Annotated in this window: 19 protein-coding genes, 6 pseudogenes and 1 riboswitch; of the genes and pseudogenes, 10 read left to right on the forward strand and 15 right to left on the reverse strand. The window is 70.8% G+C overall.

Annotated elements, in window-relative coordinates; all coding sequences use genetic code 11:
• Positions 1-15: 15 nt before the first annotated feature.
• Complete coding sequence (locus LJB71_RS04930; RefSeq protein WP_259303312.1) at positions 16-336, reverse strand: flagellar basal body protein; 321 nt, start codon at positions 334-336, stop codon at positions 16-18.
• A gap of 111 nt (positions 337-447) precedes the next feature.
• Positions 448-1,368: a PHB depolymerase family esterase gene (locus LJB71_RS04935; protein WP_259303313.1), complete on the reverse strand. Its 921-nt coding sequence runs from the start codon at positions 1,366-1,368 to the stop codon at positions 448-450.
• Positions 1,369-1,548: 180 nt separating this feature from the next.
• On the opposite strand from LJB71_RS04935, the pseudogene LJB71_RS04940 reads away from it, so the two are divergent.
• Positions 1,549-4,205 (forward strand): annotated as a pseudogene (locus tag LJB71_RS04940) (M1 family metallopeptidase).
• A gap of 114 nt (positions 4,206-4,319) precedes the next feature.
• Here LJB71_RS04940 and gcvP read toward each other — a convergent pair.
• Positions 4,320-7,226, reverse strand: a complete 2,907-nt coding sequence (gene gcvP, locus LJB71_RS04945; protein WP_259303314.1) for an aminomethyl-transferring glycine dehydrogenase — start codon at positions 7,224-7,226, stop codon at positions 4,320-4,322.
• 34 nt (positions 7,227-7,260) lie between these two features.
• Positions 7,261-7,393: riboswitch (glycine riboswitch) on the reverse strand.
• A 155-nt stretch (positions 7,394-7,548) separates the two neighbouring features.
• Here gcvP and LJB71_RS04950 point away from each other — a divergent pair.
• A pseudogene (locus LJB71_RS04950) lies at positions 7,549-8,796 on the forward strand (multidrug effflux MFS transporter).
• On the opposite strand, the gene LJB71_RS04955 reads toward LJB71_RS04950, so the two are convergent.
• From LJB71_RS04955 to LJB71_RS04985, 7 genes and pseudogenes are all read right to left on the reverse strand, one after another.
• Complete coding sequence (locus LJB71_RS04955) at positions 8,791-10,068, reverse strand: amino acid permease (protein ID WP_259303315.1); 1,278 nt, start codon at positions 10,066-10,068, stop codon at positions 8,791-8,793. The pseudogene LJB71_RS04950 and the gene LJB71_RS04955 sit on opposite strands and share 6 nt — an antisense overlap.
• The gene (locus LJB71_RS04960) at positions 10,065-11,132 is read right to left on the reverse strand and encodes an aromatic ring-hydroxylating dioxygenase subunit alpha (protein ID WP_259303316.1); all 1,068 of its coding nucleotides are present in this window, start codon (positions 11,130-11,132) and stop codon (positions 10,065-10,067) included. The genes LJB71_RS04955 and LJB71_RS04960 overlap by 4 nt, the downstream gene beginning before the upstream one ends.
• Positions 11,133-11,225: 93 nt before the next feature.
• Positions 11,226-11,747, reverse strand: coding sequence for a hypothetical protein (locus tag LJB71_RS04965; protein ID WP_259303317.1), 522 nt, complete (start codon positions 11,745-11,747; stop codon positions 11,226-11,228).
• A 62-nt stretch (positions 11,748-11,809) separates the two neighbouring features.
• Positions 11,810-12,079, reverse strand: coding sequence for a cell division topological specificity factor MinE (gene minE / locus LJB71_RS04970; protein ID WP_259303318.1), 270 nt, complete (start codon positions 12,077-12,079; stop codon positions 11,810-11,812).
• Positions 12,080-12,082: 3 nt separating this feature from the next.
• Positions 12,083-12,895 carry a septum site-determining protein MinD gene (gene minD / locus LJB71_RS04975; protein ID WP_259303319.1) on the reverse strand — a complete coding sequence of 271 codons (813 nt, stop codon included), beginning with the start codon at positions 12,893-12,895 and terminating at the stop codon, positions 12,083-12,085.
• Between the two features lie 29 nt (positions 12,896-12,924).
• A pseudogene (gene minC / locus LJB71_RS04980) lies at positions 12,925-13,670 on the reverse strand (septum site-determining protein MinC).
• Between the two features lie 70 nt (positions 13,671-13,740).
• The gene (locus LJB71_RS04985; RefSeq protein WP_259303320.1) at positions 13,741-14,283 is read right to left on the reverse strand and encodes a GNAT family N-acetyltransferase; all 543 of its coding nucleotides are present in this window, start codon (positions 14,281-14,283) and stop codon (positions 13,741-13,743) included.
• Between the two features lie 132 nt (positions 14,284-14,415).
• Between LJB71_RS04985 and LJB71_RS04990 the strand changes: the two are divergent.
• The 7 genes and pseudogenes from LJB71_RS04990 (at position 14,416) to LJB71_RS05020 (ending at position 18,956) form a co-directional block, all read left to right on the forward strand.
• Positions 14,416-15,616: pseudogene (locus LJB71_RS04990) on the forward strand (sensor histidine kinase).
• Positions 15,613-16,269 carry a response regulator transcription factor gene (locus LJB71_RS04995; RefSeq protein ID WP_259303321.1) on the forward strand — a complete coding sequence of 219 codons (657 nt, stop codon included), beginning with the start codon at positions 15,613-15,615 and terminating at the stop codon, positions 16,267-16,269. The pseudogene LJB71_RS04990 and the gene LJB71_RS04995 overlap by 4 nt, the downstream one beginning before the upstream one ends.
• 91 nt (positions 16,270-16,360) lie before the next feature.
• Positions 16,361-16,429 (forward strand): annotated as a pseudogene (locus LJB71_RS05000) (DNA-binding response regulator); the annotation flags it as partial.
• Positions 16,430-16,501: 72 nt separating this feature from the next.
• A pseudogene (locus LJB71_RS05005) lies at positions 16,502-16,588 on the forward strand (transcriptional regulator); the annotation flags it as partial.
• 145 nt (positions 16,589-16,733) lie between these two features.
• Complete coding sequence (locus LJB71_RS05010) at positions 16,734-17,795, forward strand: GyrI-like domain-containing protein (protein WP_259303322.1); 1,062 nt, start codon at positions 16,734-16,736, stop codon at positions 17,793-17,795.
• 109 nt (positions 17,796-17,904) lie between these two features.
• On the forward strand, positions 17,905-18,270 hold the full coding sequence (locus tag LJB71_RS05015; protein ID WP_259303323.1) for a DUF423 domain-containing protein: 366 nt from the start codon (positions 17,905-17,907) through the stop codon (positions 18,268-18,270).
• Positions 18,271-18,281: 11 nt separating this feature from the next.
• The gene (locus LJB71_RS05020) at positions 18,282-18,956 is read left to right on the forward strand and encodes a DNA-3-methyladenine glycosylase (protein ID WP_259304740.1); all 675 of its coding nucleotides are present in this window, start codon (positions 18,282-18,284) and stop codon (positions 18,954-18,956) included.
• Positions 18,957-18,962: 6 nt separating this feature from the next.
• Here LJB71_RS05020 and LJB71_RS05025 read toward each other — a convergent pair whose 3' ends face one another.
• Positions 18,963-19,352 (reverse strand): DUF488 family protein, encoded by a 390-nt coding sequence (locus LJB71_RS05025; RefSeq protein WP_345779441.1) that lies wholly within the window; start codon positions 19,350-19,352, stop codon positions 18,963-18,965.
• Positions 19,353-19,433: 81 nt separating this feature from the next.
• A complete protein-coding gene (locus LJB71_RS05030) occupies positions 19,434-20,042 on the reverse strand; it encodes a hypothetical protein (protein WP_259303324.1) in 609 nt (202 codons plus the stop codon).
• Between the two features lie 313 nt (positions 20,043-20,355).
• Between LJB71_RS05030 and LJB71_RS05035 the strand changes: the two genes are divergently transcribed.
• Complete coding sequence (locus LJB71_RS05035; RefSeq protein WP_259303325.1) at positions 20,356-20,502, forward strand: hypothetical protein; 147 nt, start codon at positions 20,356-20,358, stop codon at positions 20,500-20,502.
• Positions 20,503-20,515: 13 nt separating this feature from the next.
• On the opposite strand, the gene dxs is transcribed toward LJB71_RS05035, so the two are convergent.
• From dxs to LJB71_RS05050, 3 genes are read right to left on the reverse strand one after another with little or no spacing between them, the layout of a single operon-like run.
• Positions 20,516-22,420: a 1-deoxy-D-xylulose-5-phosphate synthase gene (dxs, locus tag LJB71_RS05040; RefSeq protein ID WP_259303326.1), complete on the reverse strand. Its 1,905-nt coding sequence runs from the start codon at positions 22,418-22,420 to the stop codon at positions 20,516-20,518.
• A 54-nt stretch (positions 22,421-22,474) separates the two neighbouring features.
• Entirely contained in the window at positions 22,475-23,281 is an 807-nt protein-coding gene (locus tag LJB71_RS05045; RefSeq protein WP_259303327.1) for a queuosine precursor transporter, read from the reverse strand.
• A gap of 3 nt (positions 23,282-23,284) precedes the next feature.
• Positions 23,285-23,962 carry a DUF502 domain-containing protein gene (locus tag LJB71_RS05050; RefSeq protein ID WP_259303328.1) on the reverse strand — a complete coding sequence of 226 codons (678 nt, stop codon included), beginning with the start codon at positions 23,960-23,962 and terminating at the stop codon, positions 23,285-23,287.
• Positions 23,963-24,029 lie beyond the last annotated feature (67 nt).

Consider the following 24,029-nt stretch of genomic DNA (forward strand, 5'->3'; position numbering starts at 1 on the left):
GCGAGGCCCGCGCGTTCAGGCCAGCGCGTCGAACAGGGTGCCGATTGCGTCGTTGCGGGCGCGGAAAGCGGCGGCATTGGCGGCGAAGTCGAGGGCAGCCCGACGGGCCGCGATGGCATCGGATAGCTGTGCGCCGATGGCGTCGTTGCTTGCGCCGCTGGGCACGATGCGCGTCTGCACGCCGCCGTCCGGGGAAGCCGTCTGGACCGCGTCGCGGCGTTCGAACCCGTCGGTGTGACGGTTGGCGGTGTTGCTGGCCGCAACCTGCATCCGCTGCGCAGCGGCCTGCATGCCGGACCGCGCGATGGTGGAAGTGGAGACGGGGAGCGGGATCATGGCGGCGTACCCGTGTAAGCCGGCTCCGACTTTACGCCGGTTGCGTCTGCAGAAGCGTGCACGCGATCGCCTTTTCGTGGGCGCATGCAAGGCAAAGGCATGCGGTGGTGATCAACTGCGCTCGAAACGGCGCAGAAACTCCCAGATCACCTCGGGGCCGTCGATGTCGTGGTTCTGCGGGCCGAGCAGGCGATCCACCAGGCGGGCATGGCGGGCATCGTCCATGCGGTCGGGCAGGCGATGGCCGCCGCCTTCCACCCGGTACAGGCGTACGTCGGTGCCTTGCGGGCAATGCGAGGCCACCAGGACGATGCGCGAATGATCGTCGCGCGCGACGTCCGGCAGCGCGGTCGTGCCGGCATCCTCGGGCGCGCAGCCGTCCACCCGGCGCCAGAAGCGCAGGGTATCCTCGGCGGAGAGCAGGCCGGAGACGCCCATCAGCCGGCTGCGGCCGCGTCCGCCGTCGAAATTGACCAGCGGATCGGCAGTGCCGTTCATCAGCACGAGCGGGGTGCCCTGCCGGGGATGGCAGTTCGCCACCATGGTCTGGGTCATCGCCATGAGGGTGCTGCTGGCCGCCGCGATCAGGTCGGGGCGCACGCAGGCCAGGCTCATGGCCATCGCGCCGCCGTTGGAGACCCCGGCGACATAGATCCGGTGCGGATCGGCGATGCCGCGCGCGACCAGATCCTGGATCAGGGTGGTGAGGAATGCCACGTCGTCGGTGCCCGGCGGCGGCCGGCGTCCGGCTGCTTCGGTGTCGCTGCGCAGATCTGCCCAGCCGCGGTTCAGACCGTCCGGTGCCACCAGCACGAAGCCCGCGCGGCGGGCCACCTCTGGCCAGGACGTGTGCTCCAGGATGTCGCGGCCCTGCTGGGTGTTTCCGTGCAGCACCAGCACCAGCGGCGCCGGCAGGCGAGCCGGGATCTGGAGCGCGTAAGTGCGCACCGTGCCGTCGATGATGAGGGTGTCGGCATGTGCGGGCACGGCGCAGGCCAGCATGAACAGGGCAGGCAGCAGCAGGCGCAGCATGGGTATCTCCAACGGATCATCCCGGCGGGCCAGGGTGGCATGAGTGGCGGGCGAACTCGAAGTATCCTGGAATGGGAGTTCATGACGGTTTCGTAATGTTCGCGGCATGACTTCCGGGGCTGGGCCAGACCCCGGGGCGGCGGGAAGATCGCAGGTCTCCCACGTTCCCCCGAGGTTTGCATGCGTCGCCTTCTGACCACCGCCATCGCCCTGGCCCTGGCCGGTTCCGCCACCGCCGCGCTGGCGCGCCCGGCCGCGCCAGCGCCCGCCGCGGCGCAGGTGGATGCCACCACCCAGCTGCCGCGCGACGTGCGCCCGACCAATTACGATGTCGAGATCGTGCCGCATGCCGAGAAGCTCGCGTTCGACGGCAAGGTGCGGATCGACCTCGACGTGCTCAAGCCCACCCGCAGCATCACCCTGAACGCGGTGGACATGGCCTTCTCCCGCGTGCGCCTGGGCCGCGCGCAGGGCCAGGACCTGGTGCCCAGGGTGGCGATGGATACGGCGGCGCAGACCGCCACCTTCACCTTCGACCGCGCGCTCGCGCCCGGCCGCTACCTGCTGTCGATCGACTACAGCGGAAAGATCGGCACCCAGGCCAACGGCCTGTTCGCGCTCGACTACCCGACCGCCTCCGGCAACAAGCGCGCGCTCTACACCCAGTTCGAGAACTCCGACGCGCGCCGCTTCATCCCGTCCTGGGACGAGCCCAGCCTGAAGGCTACCTTCCACCTGGCGGTGACCGCGCCGGCGGGGCAGAGGGTGGTGAGCAACATGCCGGCGGAGCGCACCCACGACCTCGGCGACGGCCGCCGCCTGACCGTGTTCGCGCCGACCCCGAAGATGTCCACCTACCTGCTGTTCCTGGCGGTGGGCGATTTCGACCGCACCACCCTGTCCGACAACGGCGTGGAGATCGGTGTGATCGCGCAGAAGGGCAAGGTGGACCAGGCCCGCTTCGCGCTGGAGTCCAGCCGCGACGTGCTGCGCGAATACGACGACTACTTCGGCGTGAAGTACCCGCTGCCCAAGCTCGACAACATCGCCGCGCCCGGCCGCAGCCAGTTCTTCAGCGCGATGGAGAACTGGGGCGCGATCTTCACCTTCGAGTCCTCGCTGCTGTTCGATCCCGCCACCTCCAACCTGTCCGACAAGCAGCGCATCTTCACCACCGCCGCGCACGAGATCGCGCACCAGTGGTTCGGCGATCTGGTGACGATGGCGTGGTGGGACGACCTGTGGCTGAACGAGGGTTTCGCCACCTGGATGGAGGGCCGCACCACCCGCAAGCTGCACCCGGAATGGGACGTGGACAACGTGGACGCCGCGTTCACCAGCCGCGGCCCGATGGGGCTGGATGCCTACGCCACCACCCATCCGATCGTGCAGCACATCGCCACCGTGGAGCAGGCCAGCCAGGCGTTCGACGGCATTACCTACCGCAAGGGCGCGGCGGTCATTTCGATGCTGGAGGATTACATCGGCGAAGACGCCTGGCGCGCGGGCGTGCGCAGCTACATCGCCAAGCACGCCTACGGCAACGCGGTGACCGACGATTTGTGGAAGGAGATGGAGATCGCCGCGCCCGGCAGGCAGTTCACCCAGGTCGCGCACGATTTCACCCTGCAGCCGGGCGTGCCGCTGATCAAGGCCCGCAGCGCCTGTGTCAACGGCGAAACGGTGGTCGAGCTGGAACAGGGCGAGTACACCGTCGACCGCCCGGGCAAGATCCCGTTGCGCTGGCACGTTCCGGTCAGCGTGCGCGGCGGCGACGGCCAGGTGCAGCGCGTGCTGGTGGACGGCCAGGCCCGCCTGACCCTGCCCGGCTGTGCCGGCCCGGTACTGGTGAACGCCGGCCAAAGGGCTACTTCCGCACCCTGTACGCGCCGGCCCAGTTCAAGGCCATCAGCGCCGATTTTGCCAGGCTGCCGGTGGTGGACCAGATGGGCGTGATGCTGGATGCGCAGGCGCTGGCCGCGGTCGGCCTGCAGCCCGAGGCCGACAGCCTGGACCTGGCCATGCAGGTGCCGATGACGGCCGCGCCGGAGCTGTGGCAGAACGTGGCCGGCCAGCTGGCCGCGATCGACGACCTGCTCAAGGCCGATCCCGGGCGCCAGGCCGCGTTCCGCACGTTCGCCCAGGCCAGGCTGGCGCCCAAGCTGGCGCAACTGGGCTGGGGGGATCGTGCGGATGATTCCGCCGCCGTGCGCGAGTTGCGGCAGAGCCTGATCGGCGTGCTCGGCATGCTCGGCGATGCCCAGGTGCTGGCCGAGGCGCGCCGCCGCTTCGATGCCTTCCTTGCCAACCCGGCCTCGCTTGGCCCCGACCTGCGCCGGACGGTGCTGGGGATGGTGGCGCACAATGCCGATGCCGCCACCTGGGACAGGCTGCACGCGCTGGCGCAGGCGGAGAAGTCCTCGCTGCTGCGCGACCAGTACTACGGCCTGCTGGCGATGGCCAAGGACAAGGCGCTGGCGCAGCGCGCGCTGGACATGGCGCTGACCGCCGAGCCCGGCGCCACCAACAGCGCCGCGATGATCGCCACCGTCGCCCGCGAGCACCCGCACCTGGCCTTCGACTTCGCCACCGCCCACCGCACCCAGGTGGACGCGCTGGTCGATTCCACCTCGCGCGCGCGCTACTACCCCGGCCTCGGCAGTGGCGCGGATGACCTGAAGATGGTGGACAAGATCAACGCCTTCGCCGGGCAGTACATCGCGCCAACCTCGCGCGGCGAAGCGCAGCGCGTGGTGAACGCCATCCAGACCCGGGTGAAGCTGCGCCAGCAGCGGCTGCCGCAGATCGAGGCGTGGCTGAAGCAGCGCGGCGTCTGATCCCGCGTGTACGCCGGGCGCGATCGCCGCGCGTGATCGCCACCCACCAACAGGCCCCGCACTGCGGGGCCTGTCCGTTTCATCCGGGCGGGGATGCCCGCGGCGGCGCGCCCGTCAGGCCTCGTCCTTGTACGCATCCACCGGGATGCAGGCGCAGAACACGTTCTTGTCGCCGTGGACGTTGTCCACCCGTGCCACCGGCGGCCAGTACTTGACCTGCTTGAGGCTGGGCAGGGGGAACGCCGCCAGCTCGCGCGGGTAGGCGTGCGTCCACTCGCTGGCGGACACCCGCATGGCGGTGTGCGGGGCGTGCTTGAGCGGGTTGTCGGCGCGGTCCAGCTTGCCGTCGATCACGTCCTGGATCTCGGCGCGGATCTGGATCATGGCGTCGATGAAGCGGTCCAGCTCGTGCAGCGATTCCGATTCGGTCGGCTCCACCATCAGCGTGCCGGCCACCGGGAAGCTCAGCGTCGGCGCGTGGAAGCCGAAGTCGATCAGGCGCTTGGCCACGTCCTCGGCGCTGAGGCCGGAGAGCTTTTCCAGCGGGCGCAGGTCGAGGATGCACTCGTGCGCCACCAGCCCGTTGCGGCCGGTATACAGGGTGCGGTAATGCGGCGCCAGGCGGCGCGCGATGTAGTTGGCGTTGAGCATCGCCACCTGGGTGGCGCGGCGCAGGCCGTCGCGGCCCATCATCGCAATGTACATCCAGCTGATCGGCAGGATCGAGGCGCTGCCGAAGCTGGCCGCGGCGACCAGCGCGCCGCCGCCGGTGCCGGCGGTCTTCAGGCCGGAATCGTTGAAGGCCTTGGGCAGGAACGGTGCCAGATGTGCCTTGACCGCCACCGGGCCCACGCCGGGGCCGCCGCCGCCATGCGGGATGCAGAAGGTCTTGTGCAGGTTGAGGTGGGAGACGTCCGAGCCCCACTTGCCCGGCTTGGCCAGGCCCACCAGCGCGTTCATGTTGGCGCCGTCGGTGTACACCTGGCCGCCGTGCTGGTGGATGATCTCGCAGATGCGGACCACGTCCTCCTCGAACACGCCGTGGGTGGACGGGTAGGTCATCATGATCGCGGCCAGGTTGGCCGAATGCTGCTCGGCCTTGGCGCGGATGTCCTCGATGTCCACGTTGCCGTTGGCATCGCACCGGGTCACCACCACCTTCATGCCGGCCATCTGCGCCGAGGCCGGGTTGGTGCCGTGCGCGGATTCCGGGATCAGGCAGATGTTGCGGTGGCCCTCGCCGCGCGCGGCGTGGTAGGCGCGGATCGCCAGCAGGCCGGCGTACTCGCCCTGCGCGCCGGAGTTCGGCTGCAGACTCACCGCGTCGTAGCCGGTGGCTTCCACCAGCATCGCTTCCAGCCCGTCGATCAGCGCCTTGTAGCCCTGCGCCTGTTCGGCCGGCGCGAACGGATGCAGGTTGCCGAATTCCGGCCAGGTGACCGGGATCATCTCGGCGGTGGCGTTGAGCTTCATGGTGCAGCTGCCCAGCGGGATCATGGTGCGGTCCATCGCCAGGTCCTTGTCGGCCAGCGTGCGCAGGTAGCGCAGCAGTTCGTGCTCGCTGTGGTGGGTATTGAACACCGGGTGGGTGAGGAACGCCGAGGTGCGCCGCAGCGCTTCCGGAACCAGCGGCGGCGCGCTGGCATCCAGCGCGTCGATGTCGGGCAGGGTGGCGTCGTCGCCGCCGAAGATGCGCCACAGCAGTTCGAGGTCGGCGCGGGTGGTGGTCTCGTCCAGCGAGGCGCAGATCGAGCCGTTGCCGCGCACGCGCAGGTTGACCCGGCGTGCCGCGGCGCGCGCCAGAATCGCCTCGGCTGCCGCACCGGCATCGATGCACAGGGTGTCGAAGGCGGTGGTGTGTACGGGGGCATGGCCCAGCTGGCGCAGACCCGCCGCGAGGATCGCGGTGTAGCGCGCCACCCGCTGGGCGATGCGCTTCAGGCCATCGGGGCCGTGGTACACCGCGTACATCGAGGCCATCACCGCCAGCAGCACCTGCGCGGTGCAGATGTTGGAGGTCGCCTTCTCGCGGCGGATGTGCTGCTCGCGGGTCTGCAGGGTGAGGCGGTAGGCCGGGTTGCCGTCGGCGTCGATGGACACGCCGATCAGGCGGCCCGGCATGCTGCGCTTGTAGGCGTCGCGGCAGGCCATGAACGCGGCGTGCGGGCCGCCGAACCCCAGCGGCACGCCGAAGCGCTGGCTGTTGCCGATCACGATGTCCGCGCCCATTTCGCCCGGCGATTTCAGCAGGGTCAGGGCCAGCAGGTCGGTGGCGACCACGAACAGCGCGCCGTGCGCATGGATGGCCTCGGCGTCCTGCTCCCAGTCGGCGACCCAGCCGCTGGACGCCGGGTACTGCGCCAGCACGCCGAAGTAGTCGCCGGCGGCGATCGCGGCGTGCACCGCGTCGGTGCCGCGCACCACGTTCACCGTCAGGCCCAGCGGCTCGGCGCGGGTCTGCAGCACCTCGATCGTCTGCGGATGGGTGTCGCCGACCACCAGGAAGGTGTCGGACTTCGACTTCGCGGAACGCTTGGCCAGGGTCATCGCCTCGGCGGCGGCGGTGGCCTCGTCCAGCAGCGAGGCGTTGGCGATGTCCATGCCGGTGAGGTCGGCGATCATGGTCTGGAAGTTGATCAGCGCCTCCATGCGGCCCTGCGAGATTTCCGCCTGGTACGGGGTGTAGGCGGTGTACCAGGCCGGGTTCTCGAGCACATTGCGCAGAATGACGTTGGGCGTGTGGGTGCCGTAGTAGCCCTGGCCGATGAAGCTCTTGAACACCTGGTTCTTCTGCGCGATCGCGCGGATCTTCGCCAGCGCCTCGACTTCGGTCATCGCCTCCGGCAGCGCCAGCGGGGCCTCCGACTTGATGGCGGCCGGGACGATGGCATCGGTGAACGCCTCCAGCGAGTCGAAACCGAGCGCGCGCAGCATGTGCGCGATCTCGGCGTCGTTGGGGCCGATGTGGCGTTCGATGAAGGCGTCGTGGTGTTCGAGCGAGCGGAGCGAGGGCTGGGTCATGGCGGCATCCGGGGGCGCGATCGCGCGGGGAGGGGATGCCCGCTCTGTCCTTCTGCCTGAGAGTTTTAAAGCGCGCGGGCGGGGAGGGTGATCCGCGCGGCTTCGTGCCCCTTCGGCGCCGGCATCGCCCGGTGGATGGGCGTGCCGATCTCTCCAGAGTGTGGTCACACGGCGGTCTTGGGCCTGAGCGATTCCGGGCGGTTGCGCCTTCGGCAGCGCCGCGGGACGTGGTCCGCGCGCTTCTCCCTCCGTGCGGCCACGATTATACAGGCCGGGTGGGCCCGAAGGCCGCCGCCGGTCGCAGTCTCCGTACAATCGGTCGATGCCCGCGCCATCGCCGCCGCCGCCCCGCCGCCTGGTTCTGCTGCTGGGCGGGCTGGCCATGTTCGGGCCGTTCTCGATCGATACCATCTTCCCGGCCTTCCCGCAGATCGGCGCGCAGCTGGGGGCCGACAAGCTGGCGATGCAGCAGACCATCAGCGCCTACCTGCTGGCCTATGCGGCCATGAGCCTGGTGCACGGCCCGCTGTCGGACGCGCTGGGCCGCAAGCGGGTGATCCTGGGCGGGCTGGGGGTGTTCGTGCTGGCTTCGCTGGGCTGCGCGCTGGCCGCCACCCTGCCGCAGCTGCTGGCGTTCCGCGCCCTGCAGGGGGCTCAGTGCGGGGGTGGGGCTGATCGTCGGGCGGGCGGTGATCCGCGACGTGCTGCACGGCCACGCTGCGCAACGGATGATGAGCCATGTTTCGATGATCTTCGGCATCGCCCCCGCGGTGGCGCCGATCCTGGGCGGCTGGCTGCTGGGCTGGCAGCGCTGGCCGGCGATCTTCTGGTTCCTGGCGGCGTTCGCGACGCTGCTGGCGCTGGCGGTGTGGCGCGCGCTGCCCGAGACCCATCCGCCGCCGGCGCGCCTGCCACTGCATCCGGGGGCGCTGCTGCGCGGCTACCTCGGCATCGGCCGCCATCCGCGCTTCCTGCGGCTGTCGATGGCGGCCGGCTTCAACTTCGGCGCGCTGTTCCTGTACATCGCCTCGGCCCCGGCCTTCGTGCTCGACCTGCTGGGCCTGGGCGAGCGCCAGTTCGGCTGGTTCTTCATCCCCATGATCGCCGGGATGATGCTGGGCGCGTTCGTGTCCGGGCGTGCCGCCGGTCGCATCGACGGCCGCCGCCTGGCCAACCTCGGGTTCGCCTGTTCCGGCGCGGCGATGCTGCTGGACATCGGCTACAACCTCGGGGTGGCCACGCCGGCGGTGCCGTGGGCGGTGCTGCCGGTCAGCCTGCATGCGTTCGGGATCGCGCTGGCGTTCCCGGTCATCACCCTGGCCATCCTCGACCTGTTCCCGCACCAGCGCGGCAGCGCGTCCTCGCTGCAGGCGTTCTTCGGGCTGCTGGTGAATGCCGTCATCGCCGGCGTGTCTCGCCGCTGGTCAGCGCCAGCGGCCTGCATCTGGCGCTGGGCGCGGCGGCCTTCGTGCTGGCCGGCTGGCTGTTCTGGCGCTGGGAAGGCCACGCCTGGCGGCAAGCGCTGCGGGCGCCCGAGGAGCCGGCGGCGCTGGAACCGACCGCGCTATAACGTGGGTCGGCGGGCGCGGTGCACCCACGCATAGACCGGCACCCCGGCCAGCAGCAGCACCGCGCCCCAGGCCAGCGCCTCGGCACCGGCGCCGCTCAGCGCGTACAGGCTGTACAGCAGCGCCAGCGCCGCGACGATCCGCCCGCCGCCGGCGCCGCGCCGCAGCCAGGCCGCGCTGCTGGCCGCATACGGCAGCAGGATGGCCGAGGTGGAGATCAGCAGGATGAAGGTGAACAGCGCCACCAGCCCGCGGCTGTAGCTGGCGATCACCAGTACGCTGGCCAGGCCGCTGCCGACCAGCAGCCCGAACGTCGGGGTGCCGCGCGCATCGCATCGTGTGAACGCGCGCGGGAACAGGCCGTCGTCGGCCGCGGCCAGCGCGAGCTGCGCGCAGACCAGCACCCAGCCGTTGATGGCGCCCAAAGTGGCCACTGCCGCCAGGGCGGCGATCGCGCTTCCGGCCCAGGGGCCCCAGGTGCGTGCGGCGGCGTCCGCCATCGGTGCGCCCGAGGTCTTCAGCACCTCGGGCGGAACCAGCCCGATCACCACCGTGCAGGCCAGCAGCGTGGCCACGCCCGCCAGCAGGGTGCCGAGCACGGTGGCGCGCGGAATGGTGTGCGCCGGGTCGCGGATGGCGCCGGCCGGCACGGTCGCCACCTCCAGCCCGCACAGCGCCCACATGGTGAGGATCACGGTGGTGTTGGCCACCTGCGGTAGCGGCTGCCCGCTGGGGTTGAACGGCACGTAGCGGCCGGGGTCCAGCCACCACAGCGCCACCAGCCCGAACAGCAGCAGCGGCAGCAGCTTCAGCGCGGTCAGCAGCACCTGCGCGCGCCCGGCCTCGCGCAGCCCCGCCAGGTTCACCAGCGTGCATGCCCACAGCGCCGCCAGCGCGCACAGCGCGGCGCGCAGTGGGGTGGCGGTCAGCGCCGGGAACAGCGCGCCCAGGCTGCCGGCGAAGGCCACCGCGATCGCCGCCATGCCCGACCAGATCGAGACCCAGTAGCTCCATGCGATCGCGAACCCGGCACGGTCGCCGAAGCCGCGCCGGGCATAGGCGTAAGGCCCGCCGGTGTGCGGCCACTGCACCGCCAGGCGGGCGAAGGTGGCGGCCAGCAGCAGCGCGCCGGCCAGCGCGATTCCCCAGCCCAGCAGGCTGGCGGCGCCATACGGCGCCAGTGCCGCCGGCAGCAGGAACACGCCGCTGCCGATCATGCTGCCCACCACCAGCGCGGTGGCCGCCCAGACTCCCAGCGGGCGCGGCGGATTCACGCGCCCGCATCCGCGCGGTAGGCCGCGCGCAGCAGTTCGTGGAAGTGGTGCACGCCGGTCTCGCGCAGCGGGTTCAGGCGGCCCGGCAGGTAGCTGCCGGAGGCCATGCCGCGCTGCACGTCCTCGCAGATGGAAAGATCCTCATGCTGCACCTGGTCGCTGAAGGCGATGTCGGCCTCGCGCCGCGCCGGCGCCGCATCGGCGGCGTAGTAGCTGTCGAACAGCACCCGGCAGCGGTCCACGCCCAGCGGGATCACGGTATTGGTCTGCAGCCGCCCGGGCAGCACGTTGAGCATGGTGTTCGGCCACAGCCAGTAGTACAGCGCATCGCCGTTGCCGTACAGCGCCGGGTCGCTCTCCAGCGGGCTCCACTGCAGGCTGTGCCAGCGCATCAGCTCGGTGCGGTAGCTGCGGTAGTCCAGCAGCCGGTTCAGCCCTGGGTGCACGTGCGGGACGTGGTAGCCCTCGAGGTAGTTGTCCACGTACACCTTCCAGTTGCAGGCGATGTCGTAGGCCACCCGGTGGTGCCCGCCGTAGCCGGCCAGGTCGCGCTCCGCGCCCAGCCGCGCGTCGATCCCGGCGATGAAGGCGTCGAAGTCCGGCGCGCCGCTTGCGTCGATCGCGGCGAACACCAGCCCCTGCCAGACGCGCACCGCAAGCCGTGGCAGCCGCACGTCGGCCACCTCGAAGCCCGCCGCGCCCTGCATCTTGGGGGCCGCGCGCAGCCGCCCGTCCAGGGTGTAGGTCCAGCCGTGGTAGCGGCAGCGCAGCGCCTTCGCGCCGCGGCCGTCGCACTGCGCGAGCGGGCCGGCGCGGTGGCGGCAGACGTTGTGCAGCACGTGGATCGCGCCGTCGTGGTCGCGCACCGCCAGCACCGGCAGTCCGGCGAGGTCGGCCACCACGTGGTCGCCCGCCTGCGGCAGCTGGCTGACGTGCGCCACCAGCTGCCAGCTGCGGTCGAAGATGGCGCGGCGGTCGCGCTGCACCATTCCGGGATCGACGTAGAAGCGCGCCGGCAGCGCGGTGGCGGTGGCGGGGTCCTGCGGGGCGAGGTCGGCGTTCATGCGCGGAGTATCGCGCCGAACGTAGGCAAAAACGTAAGGTCGAAACGACCCGGGTCGGGGCGGCACCGGCGGCGCGGTTCGCAGTGCCTGCGCTCAGGTGGGCAGCAGCAGCGCCCCGCCGTCATCCGCCAGGCCACGGGCGCGCAGCCAGGCCCAGGCGGATTCGGCATCGCGCTCGACGTAGGCGCGCGCCGAGCCGAGGCGGAAGGTGTAGCCCCAGGCGTCCATGTCGGCCCACACGCGGTCGCGCCCCACGCCGGGCAGGGCGTCGCCGAGCAGGCCCTGCAGCACGCAGACCGCGTCCTCCTCCGGGATCGAGTCGGTGGCGTCGGTATGCACGGCCGCGCGCCGCTCCGGCGGCAGCACGATCAGATGCCCGGCCTCGTGCAGCAGCGAGTGCACCGGGGTGTCGGCGCGCGCATACACGGTGGCGCCGATGATGCCGGCCTCCGGCGCGCCCCAGTAGCTGCCGGGGATCGGCGCGCCGTCGGGCACCTGCACGAGCGCCAGACCGTAGCACTGCAGCAGCGCGCGGGGTGCGGCGAAGCCGATATCGGCCAGCCGCAGCACGTCGGCGGCGGGCAGGGTGCCGTGCGGGGGATGTGGCGAGGGCATCTGCGGCGTGGGTCCGGCCGTTGCGGGGCGGGTGGGGCGGATGCGCGGGCGAGCGGTCGGAATCAGGCGCCTGCGGGAGCGCCGCCGCGGTCGGGCAGCGAGACCGAGATGTCCAGCACGTCGTGCTCGCCGTCCTTGATCAGGTCCACCTTCACCGCGTCGGCTTCCACCGCCACGTACTTGCTGATCACTTCCAGAATCTCGCGCCGCAGCAGCGGCAGATAGTCGGGCGCGCCGGCCGAGCTGCGCTCCTGCGCGATGATGATCTGCAGGCGGTTCTTGGCGGTCTGCGCGGTGTTCTTCTTGGGCTTGAGGAAGTCGAAGATGGACATGCGTCAGCCCCCGAACAGCTTGCTGAAGAAGCCCTTCTTTTCGACCGTGGTGAAGCGCAGCGGGCGATCCTCGCCCAGCAGCCGCGCCACCGCGTCGTCATAGGCCTGGCCGGCGATCGACTCCATGTCCATGATCACCGGCTCGCCCTTGTTGGACGCGTTCAGCACGTCGCCGGACTCGGGGATCACGCCGATCGTCTTCAGGCCCAGCACCTCCTCCACATCCGCGATCGAGAGCATCTCGCCGCTCTCCACCCGCGCCGGGCTGTAGCGGGTCAGCAGCAGGTGCGCGGTGACCTCGCCGTCGTTGCGTTCGGCGCGGTGGGTCTTGGAGGCCAGCAGGCCCAGCACGCGGTCGGAGTCGCGCACCGAGGAGACTTCCGGGTTCACCACCACCACCGCGCGGTCGGCGAAGTACATCGCCAGGAACGCGCCCTTCTCGATTCCGGCCGGGCTGTCGCACAGGATGTAGTCGAAGCCGTCGGCAGCCAGGTCCTTCAGCACCTTCTCCACGCCGTCCTTGCTCAGCGCGTCCTTGTCGCGGGTCTGGCTGGCGGCCAGCACGTACAGGTTGTCGAAGCGCTTGTCCTTGATCAGCGCCTGCTTGAGCGTGGCCTCGCCGTGGATGACGTTGACGAAGTCGTACACCACCCGCCGCTCGCAGCCCATGATCAGGTCGAGGTTGCGCAGGCCGACGTCGAAGTCGATCACGGCGACCTTCTTGCCGTGGCGCGCGAGCCCGGTGGCGAGGCTGGCGCTGGTCGTGGTCTTGCCCACGCCGCCTTTGCCCGAGGTGATGACGATGATTTCGGCCAAGTTGGCTTCTCCGTAGGTGTGCCGGGGACTCAGTCGAGCGCCGCCAGCTTGAGGTGTCCGTGGTCAGCCAGACCTGCACGGCCTTGCCGCGCAGGTCCGCCGGGATGTCTTCCAGCACTTTGTAATGGCCCGCCACCGCCACCAGCTCCGCATGGAACTCGCGACAGAAGATGCGGGCCTCGGTATTCCCCTGCGCGCCGGCCAGGGCGCGGCCGCGCAGGGCCCCATAGATGTGGATGCTGCCATCGGCCAGCACCTCGGCGCCAGCGCCCACGGTGGACAGCACGGTCAGGTCGCGCTGTTCGGCGTATACCTGCTGGCCGGAGCGCACCGGGTTGGTGTGGATCAGGCCCGGCCTGCCGTCGCCGGCGCGCGCGGCGGGCGGCGGCGCCGGGGCGGGGGCCGGGGCCGGGGTGGGCGGCGGGGCGGACGCAGCTTCCGCCGCGGCAGGCTCGTACTGGGCGCGGAACTTGGCCAGCAGCGGCAGGCCGAGTTCGCGCGCCAGGGCATCGATCTCGCGGGTGCCGTAGGCCAGCGCCACCGGCAATACGCCAGCCTCGCGCAGGGCCGCGATCAGGGCGCGCACCTGGTCTGCGGTGGGAGTCTGCAGCAGGCTGCTGAAGTCCAGCACCACCGCGGCGCGCGCGAACAGGTTGGGCGCGCGCTGCACGCGCTCGCGCATTTCCTGCGCAAGACGGGCAGGATCGAGCTGGCGGATGCGCAGATTGGCGATGCCGACCTGACCGAACTTGAGCTCGCCGGCCTGAGCTGAAATCTGGCTGCGCGCTCATGCGCAGGCCTCGCGGGCGTCGGCGCTGGCGACCTGCGGGCGCGGGCGCTGCAGCTCAGGGTACGTCCGGCAGGGCATTACCGTAGGTCTGGCGTACCCATTCGTGGCTGCACAGCGACTTCATCAGCATCGCCGCGCGCAGGCCGTGTTCGGCCATCACGTTCTGGCCGACCTCGCGGAAGCCGAAGCTGCCGTGGAACAGCAGCGCGTGGTCGGCACTCTGTTCCAGGAACACCTCGCAGGCCAGCTGCGGGTAGCGCAGCTCGGCGTAGCTCTGCACGTCGGCATACAGCGCGCGGCCCACACCGCCGCCGCGGCGGCGGCTGGCCACCGCCACCCGGTCGATGTAGAAGAAGTCGGGATAATGCGCGCGGAACCAGGCGAAATTGCTGCTGTCGTGGCAGCCGTGGGCGCCGAAGCCGATCAGAAAGCCGGCCAGCGCACCGTCGCGTTCGGCCACCCGGAAGTACTCGGCGTGGTCGTACAGCCGGCGCAGGCGCGGGGCATCCAGCGGAAGGATCGCAGGACCGGCCGCATTGTTGAGGGCCAGGACGGAATCCAGCTCGTGCTCGCGCACGTCGCGGATGGCGATCGTCATTCCTTCAGACTCCGGGTAGCGGCTGCGGGCGGCCCACCATGGCGCGCCGGGCGGGGATTATCGCACGTGCCGCCGGCGGGGGGCATGACCTTGGAGGTGCGCGATCCGCCGCCGGAGGCGTTATAAGGCGGCATGCTCGTCCGCATCTCGCATACCCGCCTGCTGCGCGCCGCCGGCCTGTTCACCTGGGCGATGGTGGGGCTGCCGCTGCTGTACCTGTGGCTGGCCCCGCACCTGGCCGGGGGCGGCGACGACCTCGCGCTGCGGCCGATGCCCTGGCAGGGCTGGCTGGCCTACCTGGCGTTCGGGGCCTGCTATGCCTGGCTCACCCGCGGGCTGGGCGGACGCCGCCACCGGCTGCCGGACTACCTGCTGCTGGTGGTGCTCACCCTGGCCGCGTTGGGAGTCAGTTATTACAACGGTTCCGGCCTCGGCAGCGTGCTGCTGATGGTGGCGGCCTGCGTGCTGCCGTGAGCTGCTGCCGCTGCCGTGGGGCGTGGCCTGGCTGCTGGCCGGCCAGCTGGCGGTGGCGCCGGTGTTCATCCGCTGGCTGGGCTTTCCGCCGCTGGAGGCGCTGATGCAGTCGATGCTGTACGCGGGCTTCTCCGGCTTCGTATTCATCGTCAGTCTGGTCGCGCTGCAACAGGCGCAGGCACGCGAGGAGCAGCGCCGCCTGAACGCCGAGCTGCGCGCCACCCGCGCGCTGCTGGCCGACAGCGCCCGGGTGAACGAGCGCACCCGCATCGCGCGTGAGCTGCACGACCTGCTGGGCCATCACCTGACCGCGCTGAGCCTGAACCTGGAGGTGGCCGGCCACCTCTCCGAGGGGCGGGTGAAGGAGCACGTGCAGCAGGCGCATACGCTGGCGCGACTGTTGCTCACCGACGTGCGCGAGGCGGTCAGCCAGCTGCGCGAGGGCGGCGCGATCGATCTCGGCGCGGCGCTGCGGCCGCTGGCCGAGAATGTCCCCAGCCTGCAGATCCACATGGACATCCAGGCCCCGCTGATGGTGGATGACCCCGAGCGTGCGCACGTGCTGCTGCGCTGCGCGCAGGAGGCCATCACCAACGCGGTGCGCCATTCCGGGGCCAGCCAGCTGTGGCTGTCCGCCCACCGCGAGGGCAGCGACCTGATCCTGCAGGTGCGCGACGATGGCCGCGGCAGCGACCAGGTGCTGCCGGGCAACGGCCTGCGCGGACTGGGCGAGCGCCTGCGCATGCACGGCGGGCGGGCCGACATCGCCAGCCAGCGCGGCCACGGATTCCAGATCACCATCACCTTGCCGGTGGCGCCGAACGCCGCCCTTTCCCTTCCCGCAGGAGCCGTCGCATGAGCAGAGCCCGTCCCATCCGCGTGTTCCTGGTCGATGACCAGACCCTGGTGCGCCAGGGCATCCGTTCCCTGCTGGCGCTGGCCGAGGGCGTGGAAGTGGTGGCCGAGGCGGTGGACGGCCGCCAGGCGGTGGAGCTGATCCCGCAGGTCGCGCCCGACGTGGTGCTGATGGACATGCGGATGCCGGCGATGTCGGGCCTGGAGGCCCTGCAGGCGCTCGGCAAGGCCGGCACCCTGCCGCCGACCATCATCCTCACCACCTTCGACGATGACCAGCTGGTGCTGGCCGGGATCAAGGCCGGGGCCAAGGGCTACCTGCTCAAGGACGTGTCGCTGGAGCAGCTGGTGGGCGCCATCCAGGCCGTGGCCAACGGCGGCTCGCTGGTGCAGCCGGCGGTGACCCAGCGTCTGCTGTCGGGGCTGGAGCACATGCGCAATGAGTTCGTCAGCCTGGAGCGGCCGGACCCGCTGACCGACCGCGAGACCGAGATTCTGCGCCTGATGGCCTCGGGGTTCTCGAACAAGGAGATCGCCAACTCGCTGGGCGTGGCCGAGGGCACGATCAAGAACCACGTCTCCAACATCCTGTCCAAGCTCGGCGTGCGCGACCGCACCCGGGCGGTGCTCAAGGCGTTCGAGCTGCAATTGGTCTGATGCGGACAGGATGCCCGGCCCGCCGCGTTGCATCGCGGCGGGCGGCTCGATGCCGCGCGCGCCGGCGGCGCGCATGCGGCGGCCTCTTGCCCTGTCCAAGCTCGGCGTGCGCGACCGCACCCGGGCGGTGCTCAAGGCGTTCGAGCTGCAATTGGTCTGATGCGGACAGGATGCCCGGCCCGCCGCGCTGCATCGTGGCGGGCGCTCGAGGCCGCGCGCGCCGGCGGCGCGCATGCGGCGGCCTCTTGCCCTGTCCAAGCTCGGCGTGCGCGACCGCACCCGGGCGGTGCTCAAGGCGTTCGAGCTGCAATTGGTCTGATGCGGACAGGATGCCCGGCCGGCGCGGAAGGGTGCGCCGCGTCGCGTTTCGGGCCGGGTTGGCCTCGCCCGGGGCGCGGCCGGTTTGCTAAGATGGCCAGTCTGTGCGGCTGCTGGCCGCCGCGGCCTTCCCCGGAGATTCCTGAATGACTCGCTTGCTCGAGATCCTGATTTCCCTCGCCATCGTGTTCACCCTGTACCTGGTGGTGGGCCTGCTGCTGCCGTCTTCCCGCCACCTGGTGGAGAAGATCGAGACCAACCGCAAGCTGACCATCGTGTTCGACACGTTGAACAGCTTCCGCCGCTTCAAGGACTGGAACCCGCTGTTCCTGCGCGATCCGAACATGCAGATCACCCTGTCCGGCCCGGAGGAGGGCGTGGGCGCGCGTCTGGATTACGCGTCCAAGAACGAGCGCCTGGGCAGCGGTAGCTACGAGATCGTGGAGAGCGTGCCGCGCGAGAAGGTGGCGATTGCCATCACCAACATCGAGCGCGGCCACGACAAGCGCACCGCGTTCTACCTCAAGCCCACCGGCCGCAACAACCGCAACGTCGAGATCACCCAGACCTACGACGTGGACTACGGCTGGAACCTGCTCGGCCGCTACGCCGGCCTGTACGTGGCCCGCCACGTGGGCGATGACATGAAGCTGGGGCTGTCGCGCCTGACCACCATGCTGGCCTCGGTGCCGAACGTGGATTACGCCGTCAGCGGCAGCAGGATGACCACCCCGAAGGTGGTCGATCGCCCGGCCGAGGACGTGCTGTTCGTGAATGCGGGCGCGGTCGAGCGCGGCAACGCGCAGATTCAGGCCTCGATCAATGCCAACAGCGAGTGGATCAAGCGCGTGATCGAAGCCAACGGCCTGGAAGCGGTGGGCCCGGTGCGCATCGTCACCACCGACCTCGGCCGCGAGACCTACACCTTCGACGTCGCCCAGGTGGTGCGTCGCAAGGACGGCGGCGCGGTCGGCAAGGTCACCACCCAGGGCCCGGTGCAGTATGTGCAGATTCCGGCCGGCAGGGCGGTGATGGCCTCCTACACCGGCTACATGGCCGAACTCGACAACGTGCGCAACGCCCTGCGCGCGTGGGCGGCCACCCACGGCTACGACGTGAAGGACCGCGCCTACGAGGACTACAAGTCCGGCATCGCCGGCGCGTTCACCGCCGACGGCCAGTTCGACGTGTACTGGCCGATCAAGTAAGCCGGTCCGCCAGGACACCGCTGCTCCCGCAAACGCCGCGCACCGTCGCGGCGTTTGCATTTCAGGGGCGGTGACCGGGCACAATCCTGCCATGCCCACGCAAATTCCCATGACCGTTCCCCTGATCGTCGCCGCCCGCCGCTGGCTGGCGGCCGCCGGCAGCCTGCTGGCCGCGCTGGCGGTGGCGCTGTCGGCCTATGCCATGCACGCCGCGGCACCGGCCGCGCGCGAGCGCCTGCTGCTGGCCGCGGCGTTCGGCTTCGGCCACGGCCTGGCGCTGGCCGCGCTGGCGCCGCTGGCGCAACGCGCCGGTGCGCTGTGGGCGCAGGTGCTGCTGCTGGCAGGGGTGCTGCTGTTCGCCGGCAGCCTGGCCGCTGCGGCGCTGCTGGGCACGTCCACGGTGCTGGCACCGGCCGGTGGCCTGCTGCTGATCGGCGGCTGGCTGCTACAGGCCTGGGCCCGGCTGCGCGGATGAGCGGGGCGGGCATGGTCAGCTACGCGCGTGGCTTCGATGTCGAACAGGCGTTCGCGCACCTGGCGCGGCGCGACCGCCGGCTGGGTGCGTGGATGCGCCGGCTCGGCCCGATCCCCGCCGATCCGCGCTGGCGGAAGCCATTCGACCCGGTGGATGCGCTGGCGCGCGCCATCCTCTACCAGCAGCTCAGCGGCAAGGCGGCCGCGACCATCGTCGGGCGGGTGGAGGCGGCGATCGGCAGCCCGCGCTTCCATTGCGACACCCTGGCCCGGATCGACGACGCCACCCTGCGCGGCTGCGGGGTGTCCGGCAACAAATTGCTGGCCCTGCGCGACCTGGCGCGGCGCGAGGAGGCCGGCGAGATCCCGGGCCTGCGCCAGATGGCGCGCATGCATGACGAGGCGATCGTCGCCGCGCTGGTGCCGATCCGCGGCATCGGGCGCTGGACGGTGGAGATGATGCTGATGTTCCGCCTCGGCCGGCCCGACGTGCTGCCGGTGGACGACCTCGGCATCCGCAAGGGCGCGCAGGCGGTGGACGAGGCGGAGGCGATGCCGACCCCGAAGGAACTCGCGGCGCGCGGCGAGCGCTGGGGGCCGTATCGCAGCTATGCCAGCCTCTACCTGTGGCGGATCGCGGAGACGGTTGCCGGCGCGGGCAAGCCGGTGAAGCGCTCGCAGGAATAGGCGGCCTCAGTCGGCGAGCTTCGCCCCGGCGTCCTGCAGCAGCGCCCGCAGCTCGTGGCGATGGCAGTGCGCCTCGTCTTCGCAGTAGCAGCCCACGCTGAAATCGGTCTGGTGCGACAGCGCGGCCAGCAGCGCGATCGCGTGCGCGGCGTCCGGGCGCTTCATTTCGCTGCGGTAGCGGCGGAAGAACGCCCGCCACTGCGCCGGCGTGCTCGCCGCGTGGGCCATGTCCATCGCCTCCTGAGCTGGGCGCCACGGTCGGCAGCCAGACGTCATAGAAATCACGGCGCGCGTATTCGATTTCGGAACCCCGCGCGGCGGACGGCGCACGGTGCCGATGCGCAGTCCCTCGCCCGGCGTGCGCGGGCTGCCCAGACGGACGACGCGGACGCTCATGACCCACTCCCATGGTGCGGCGATGACGCGACAAGCATCCCACGATTCAGTCGCAGGTTGAACTCCGGGGTGCGGATGCCGTCACACTCGCGGCTCGAACAGCAGGGAGATGCGCGGATGCGAAAAGTGATGTGGCAGCTGGCGGCGGTGATGATCGGCGGGTGCATGGCGCTGCCCGTACCCGCGCAGGAGGTGCCGCCGGCGGACGGCATCCGCACCGAGGCGACGGTGGTGGTGCAGGGCGAACAGCCGGGGCCGGGCATGTGGATCGTGCGCAAGGGCGATCACGAGCTGTACCTGCTCGGCACCCTGGGCCCGCTGCCGGCGAAGATGCAGTGGCAGGCCGTGCCGCTGCAGCGGGTGCTGGCGAACGCGCAGGAGGTGATCCGCATGCGCGGGGTGCAGATCGATGCCGACGTCGGCTTCTTCCGCGGCCTGCTGCTGCTGCCAAAGTTGCTGGGTGCGCGTGACAACCCGGACGGCAAGGTCCTGCGCGAGGTGGTCTCGCCCGCGTCCTATGCGCGCTGGCAGGGACTGAAGGCGCGCTACATCGGCAACGACGGCGGGGTGGAGAAGCGCCGCCCGCTGTTCGCCGCGCAGGAGCTGTACACCGCGGCGATGAAGAAAAACGGGCTGGACACCCGCGACCCGGTGTGGCCGGTGGTGGAGAAGGCGATCAAGGACCACCACCCGACGGTGACGGTGGTGAAGGAGACCATCGTCATTAAGGACCCCAAGCCGCTGCTGCAGGAATGGTCGAAGACCACGCTCGATGACCTGGCCTGCTTCGACAACACCCTGGCCCGGATCGAGACCGACCTCGACGCCATGCGCGCGCGCGCCAATGCCTGGGCCACCGGCGACATGCCGGCGCTGCGCGCGCTGCCGCCGGCCTACCAGTGGGAGGCGTGCAGCGCCGCCGTCACCGAGGCCGGGATCGGCAAGCGGCTGGGCTTCGGGGATGCCCGCGCCAAATTGCGCGCCAAGTGGCTGGCAGCCGCCGATGCGGCGGCTCGAGAAGAACGCGGTCAGCTTCGCCGCGCTGCCGCTGAGCGACCTACTCGGCGCGAACGGCTACCTGGCGGCGCTGCAAGCCAGGGGCTATGCGGTGATCGCCCCGGACGAGAACGAGGATACCGCCGCCGAGTGAGCCGGCGTGGCCCTCAGGGCGCCGCCTGCGCGACCGCCGCCGTGCCCAGCTGCGGCCAGCGCGCCAGCACCGCGGCGCGGATGCCGGCCGCGTCCAGCCCGGCCTCGGCCAGCAGCTCTTCGCGGCTGGCATGCGGCTGGAAGGCATCCGGCAGGCCCAGGTGCAGGACCGGCAGGGCGATGCCTTCGGCGGCCAGCAGCTCGGCCACGCCGCTGCCGGCGCCGCCTGCGACCACGTTGTCCTCGAGGGTGACGAAGCCTTCATGGCAGGCGGCCAGCTCCAGCAGCAGCGCGCGGTCCAGCGGCTTGACGAAACGCATGTTGACCACGGTCAGGCCGAGCTCGGCGCCGACCTGTTCCGCCGCGGGCACGATGGCACCGAACGCCAAAAGCGCGATGCGCGCGCCGCGCCGGCGCAGCTGCGCCTGGCCGATCGGCAGCGCCTCCAGGGAGGGCTGCACGGCCACGCCTGGCCCCATCCCGCGCGGATAGCGCACCGCCGCCGGGCCGAGATGACGAAAGCCGGTGGTCAGCATCTGCCGGCACTCGTTCTCGTCGGCGGGGGCCATCACCAGCATGCCCGGCACGCAGCGCAGATAGGACAGGTCGAGGTTGCCGGCGTGGGTGGCGCCGTCCGGGCCGACCACGCCGGCGCGGTCGATCGCCAGCAGCACGTCCAGATGCTGGAGGGCGACGTCGTGCACCAGCTGGTCGTAGGCGCGCTGCAGGAAGGTCGAGTAGATCGCCACCACCGGCTTGGCGCCTTCGCAGGCCATGCCGGCGGCCAGCGTCACCGCGTGCTGCTCGGCGATCGCCACGTCGAAATAGCGCTGCGGGTATTCCTGGCTGAAGCGCACCAGGCCCGAGCCTTCGCGCATCGCCGGGGTGATGCCGAGCAGACGCGGTTCGGCTGCGGCCATGTCGCAGAGCCAGTCGCCGAACACGTCGGTGTAGGTGGGTTTCTTCGCGCCCGGCCTGGCCACCACGCCCTTGGCCGGGTCGAACGGGCCGACCGCGTGGTAGCCGATCTGGTCGCCCTCGGCCAGTTCGTAGCCCTTGCCCTTGGTGGTGATGACGTGCAGCAGCTGCGGCCCTTTCAGGCCCTTGAGGGTCTTCAGGGTGGCCAGCAGGGCCGGGATGTCATGGCCGTCGATCGGGCCGGTGTAGTGGAAGCCCATCTCCTCGAACAGGGTGGAGGGCACGAACATGCCCTTCCAGTGTTCTTCCCAGCGCCTGACGAAGCGCGCGGTCGGGGTGTGCTTGTCGCCCAGCAGCTTCTTGCCGCCCTCGCGCAGGGCGTTCAGGGTGCGGCTGCCGGACAGCCGGCCGAGCATCTTGGTCAGCCCGCCCACCGCCTCGCTGATCGACATCCGGTTGTCGTTGAGGATCACCAGCATGTCCGGCTCCGGCTCCATCCCGCCGGCGTGGCCGAGCGCCTCGTAGGCCATGCCCGCGGTCATCGCGCCGTCGCCGATCACCGCTACCACGCGGCGGTCGTGGCCGGCGCGGGCATTGGCGATGGCCATGCCCAGCGCAGCCGAGATCGAGGTGGAGGAGTGGCCGACGCCAAAGGTGTCGTATTCGGACTCCTCGCGCTTGGGGAACGGCGCCACCCCGCCTTTCTGCTTGACCGTGTGGATGCGGCCGCGGCGGCCGGTGAGGATCTTGTGCGGATAGCACTGGTGGCCGACGTCCCACACCAGGCGATCATTCGGGGTGTCGTACAGGTAATGCAGGACGGTGGTCAGCTCCACCACCCCCAGCCCGGCGCCGAAGTGCCCGCCCGACTTGCCCACCGACTCGATCAGGTAGGCGCGCAGCTCGTCGGCCACCGCGCGCAGCTCGGTCTCCGGCAGCTGGCGCAGGTCGGCGGGGCTGTCGATCCGCGACAGCAAAGGATAGCGGGAGGCATCGATCATCCGGCTATTGTCGCGCCGCGGCCGGGTGCGGGCAATGCAAGCCGGGGCGGAATTTCAGTCCAGCGGGAACGGATGCGGTGGCTGCGCCGGATCGTTGTCGGCGGCGGCCCGCCGGATCAGCGCCTGCGCGCGCGCTTCGCCCAGATAGCGGTGGATGCCGGCGCGGGCCAGGTACAGCAGCGGGATCAAGGCCACCGCCGCCAGCAGCTTGTAGGCGTAATTCAGCGAGGCCACCGCCAGGAACCGCGAGGCCGGCCAGTGCGCCGGGCCCAGCACGAAGGCGATGTACAGCACCACGAAGCTGTCCACCAGCTGCGACACCGCGGTGGAGCCGGTGGCGCGCAGCCAGGCGTGGCGCTCGCCGGTGCGGCGGCGGATGTGGTGGAAGGTGTGGATGTCCACCAGCTGGCCGATCAGGAACGCCACCAGCGAGCCGACCGTGATCCACATGCCCTGGCCGAAGATGGCGGCGTAGGCCGCCTGGTAGTCCGGCACCCCCTGGTTCTGGGCGCTGCCCACCCACCAGCCGGCCGGCGCCAGCTGGATGGCGATGAAGGCGAACAGGAAGGCGTAGGCCACCAGCCCGGCCGCGAGGTAGCTGATCAGGCGCACCCCGCGCCTGCCGAAGTACTCGTTGACCGTGTCGGTCATGATGAACACGATCGGCCAGATCACGGTGCCGGCGGTGAAGTCCAACGTGCCGCCTTCACCCAGCAGCTGCCAGTGCACCGGGGCGATGCCGAGGGTGCCTTCCAGCGAGAAGATCTTGACCCCGATGAACTCGGCCAGCACCGCGTTCACGCAGAAGAACGCGGCCAGCGCGATGAACAGCCGTACCGTGCGGTCGTCGAGCGCGCGCATCGGTCAGGAAGCCTGCCCGGGCGGCGTGAACGGGATGTGCTCGGGCGCCACCGCGCCACCACTGATGATGAAGCCCATCGCCTGATCGACCGTCCAGTCGGTCGGCGTGAGCTTTTCCACCGGCACGATTTCCAGATAGCCGGAGGTCGGGTTGGGCGTGGTCGGCACGTACACCGCCGCCAGTTCGCGGCCGCTGCCCTGTTCACGCATGACCCGGGTGACGAAGCCGATCGACTTCATCTGGTCGTGCGGGAAGTCGATCAGCACCACCCGCTGGGTGCCGTCCGGCTTGGTCTGCAGGATGTCCAGCAGTTTGCGCGCGCTGCCGTATACGGTATTGGCCAGCGGGATGCGCGCCACCAGCGCCTCCAGCCAGCGCAGCAGGCGCTGGCCCACCACCCGGCGCGCCAGCCAGCCGGCCAGCAGGATGAAGGCGATCGTGGCCACCAGGGCGATCCCGCTTTGCACCCAGGGCTCCACCAGCCAGCCGAAGGCGCGCGGGTTGCCCGCGGCGATCTCCTGCAGGCCAGGCTCCACCAGCGGCTTGCTGAGGCTGCCCAGCAGGCCGAATACGAACTTCAGGACGGCCCAGGTCAGCCACAGCGGCAGCAGGGTGAGCAGGCCGGTCAGGAACAGGCGCTGCAGGCGTTGGCCGAGCTGGCCGAGAGAGGGGGAAGGCATGCGCGCAGTGTACCGGCTTGCCGGGGGCAAGCGCGGGCTGGCCGGGCCGATTACCGGAAAAACCACG

This window comes from Thermomonas sp. S9 (genome assembly GCF_024704365.1).
Lineage (GTDB): Bacteria > Pseudomonadota > Gammaproteobacteria > Xanthomonadales > Xanthomonadaceae > Thermomonas.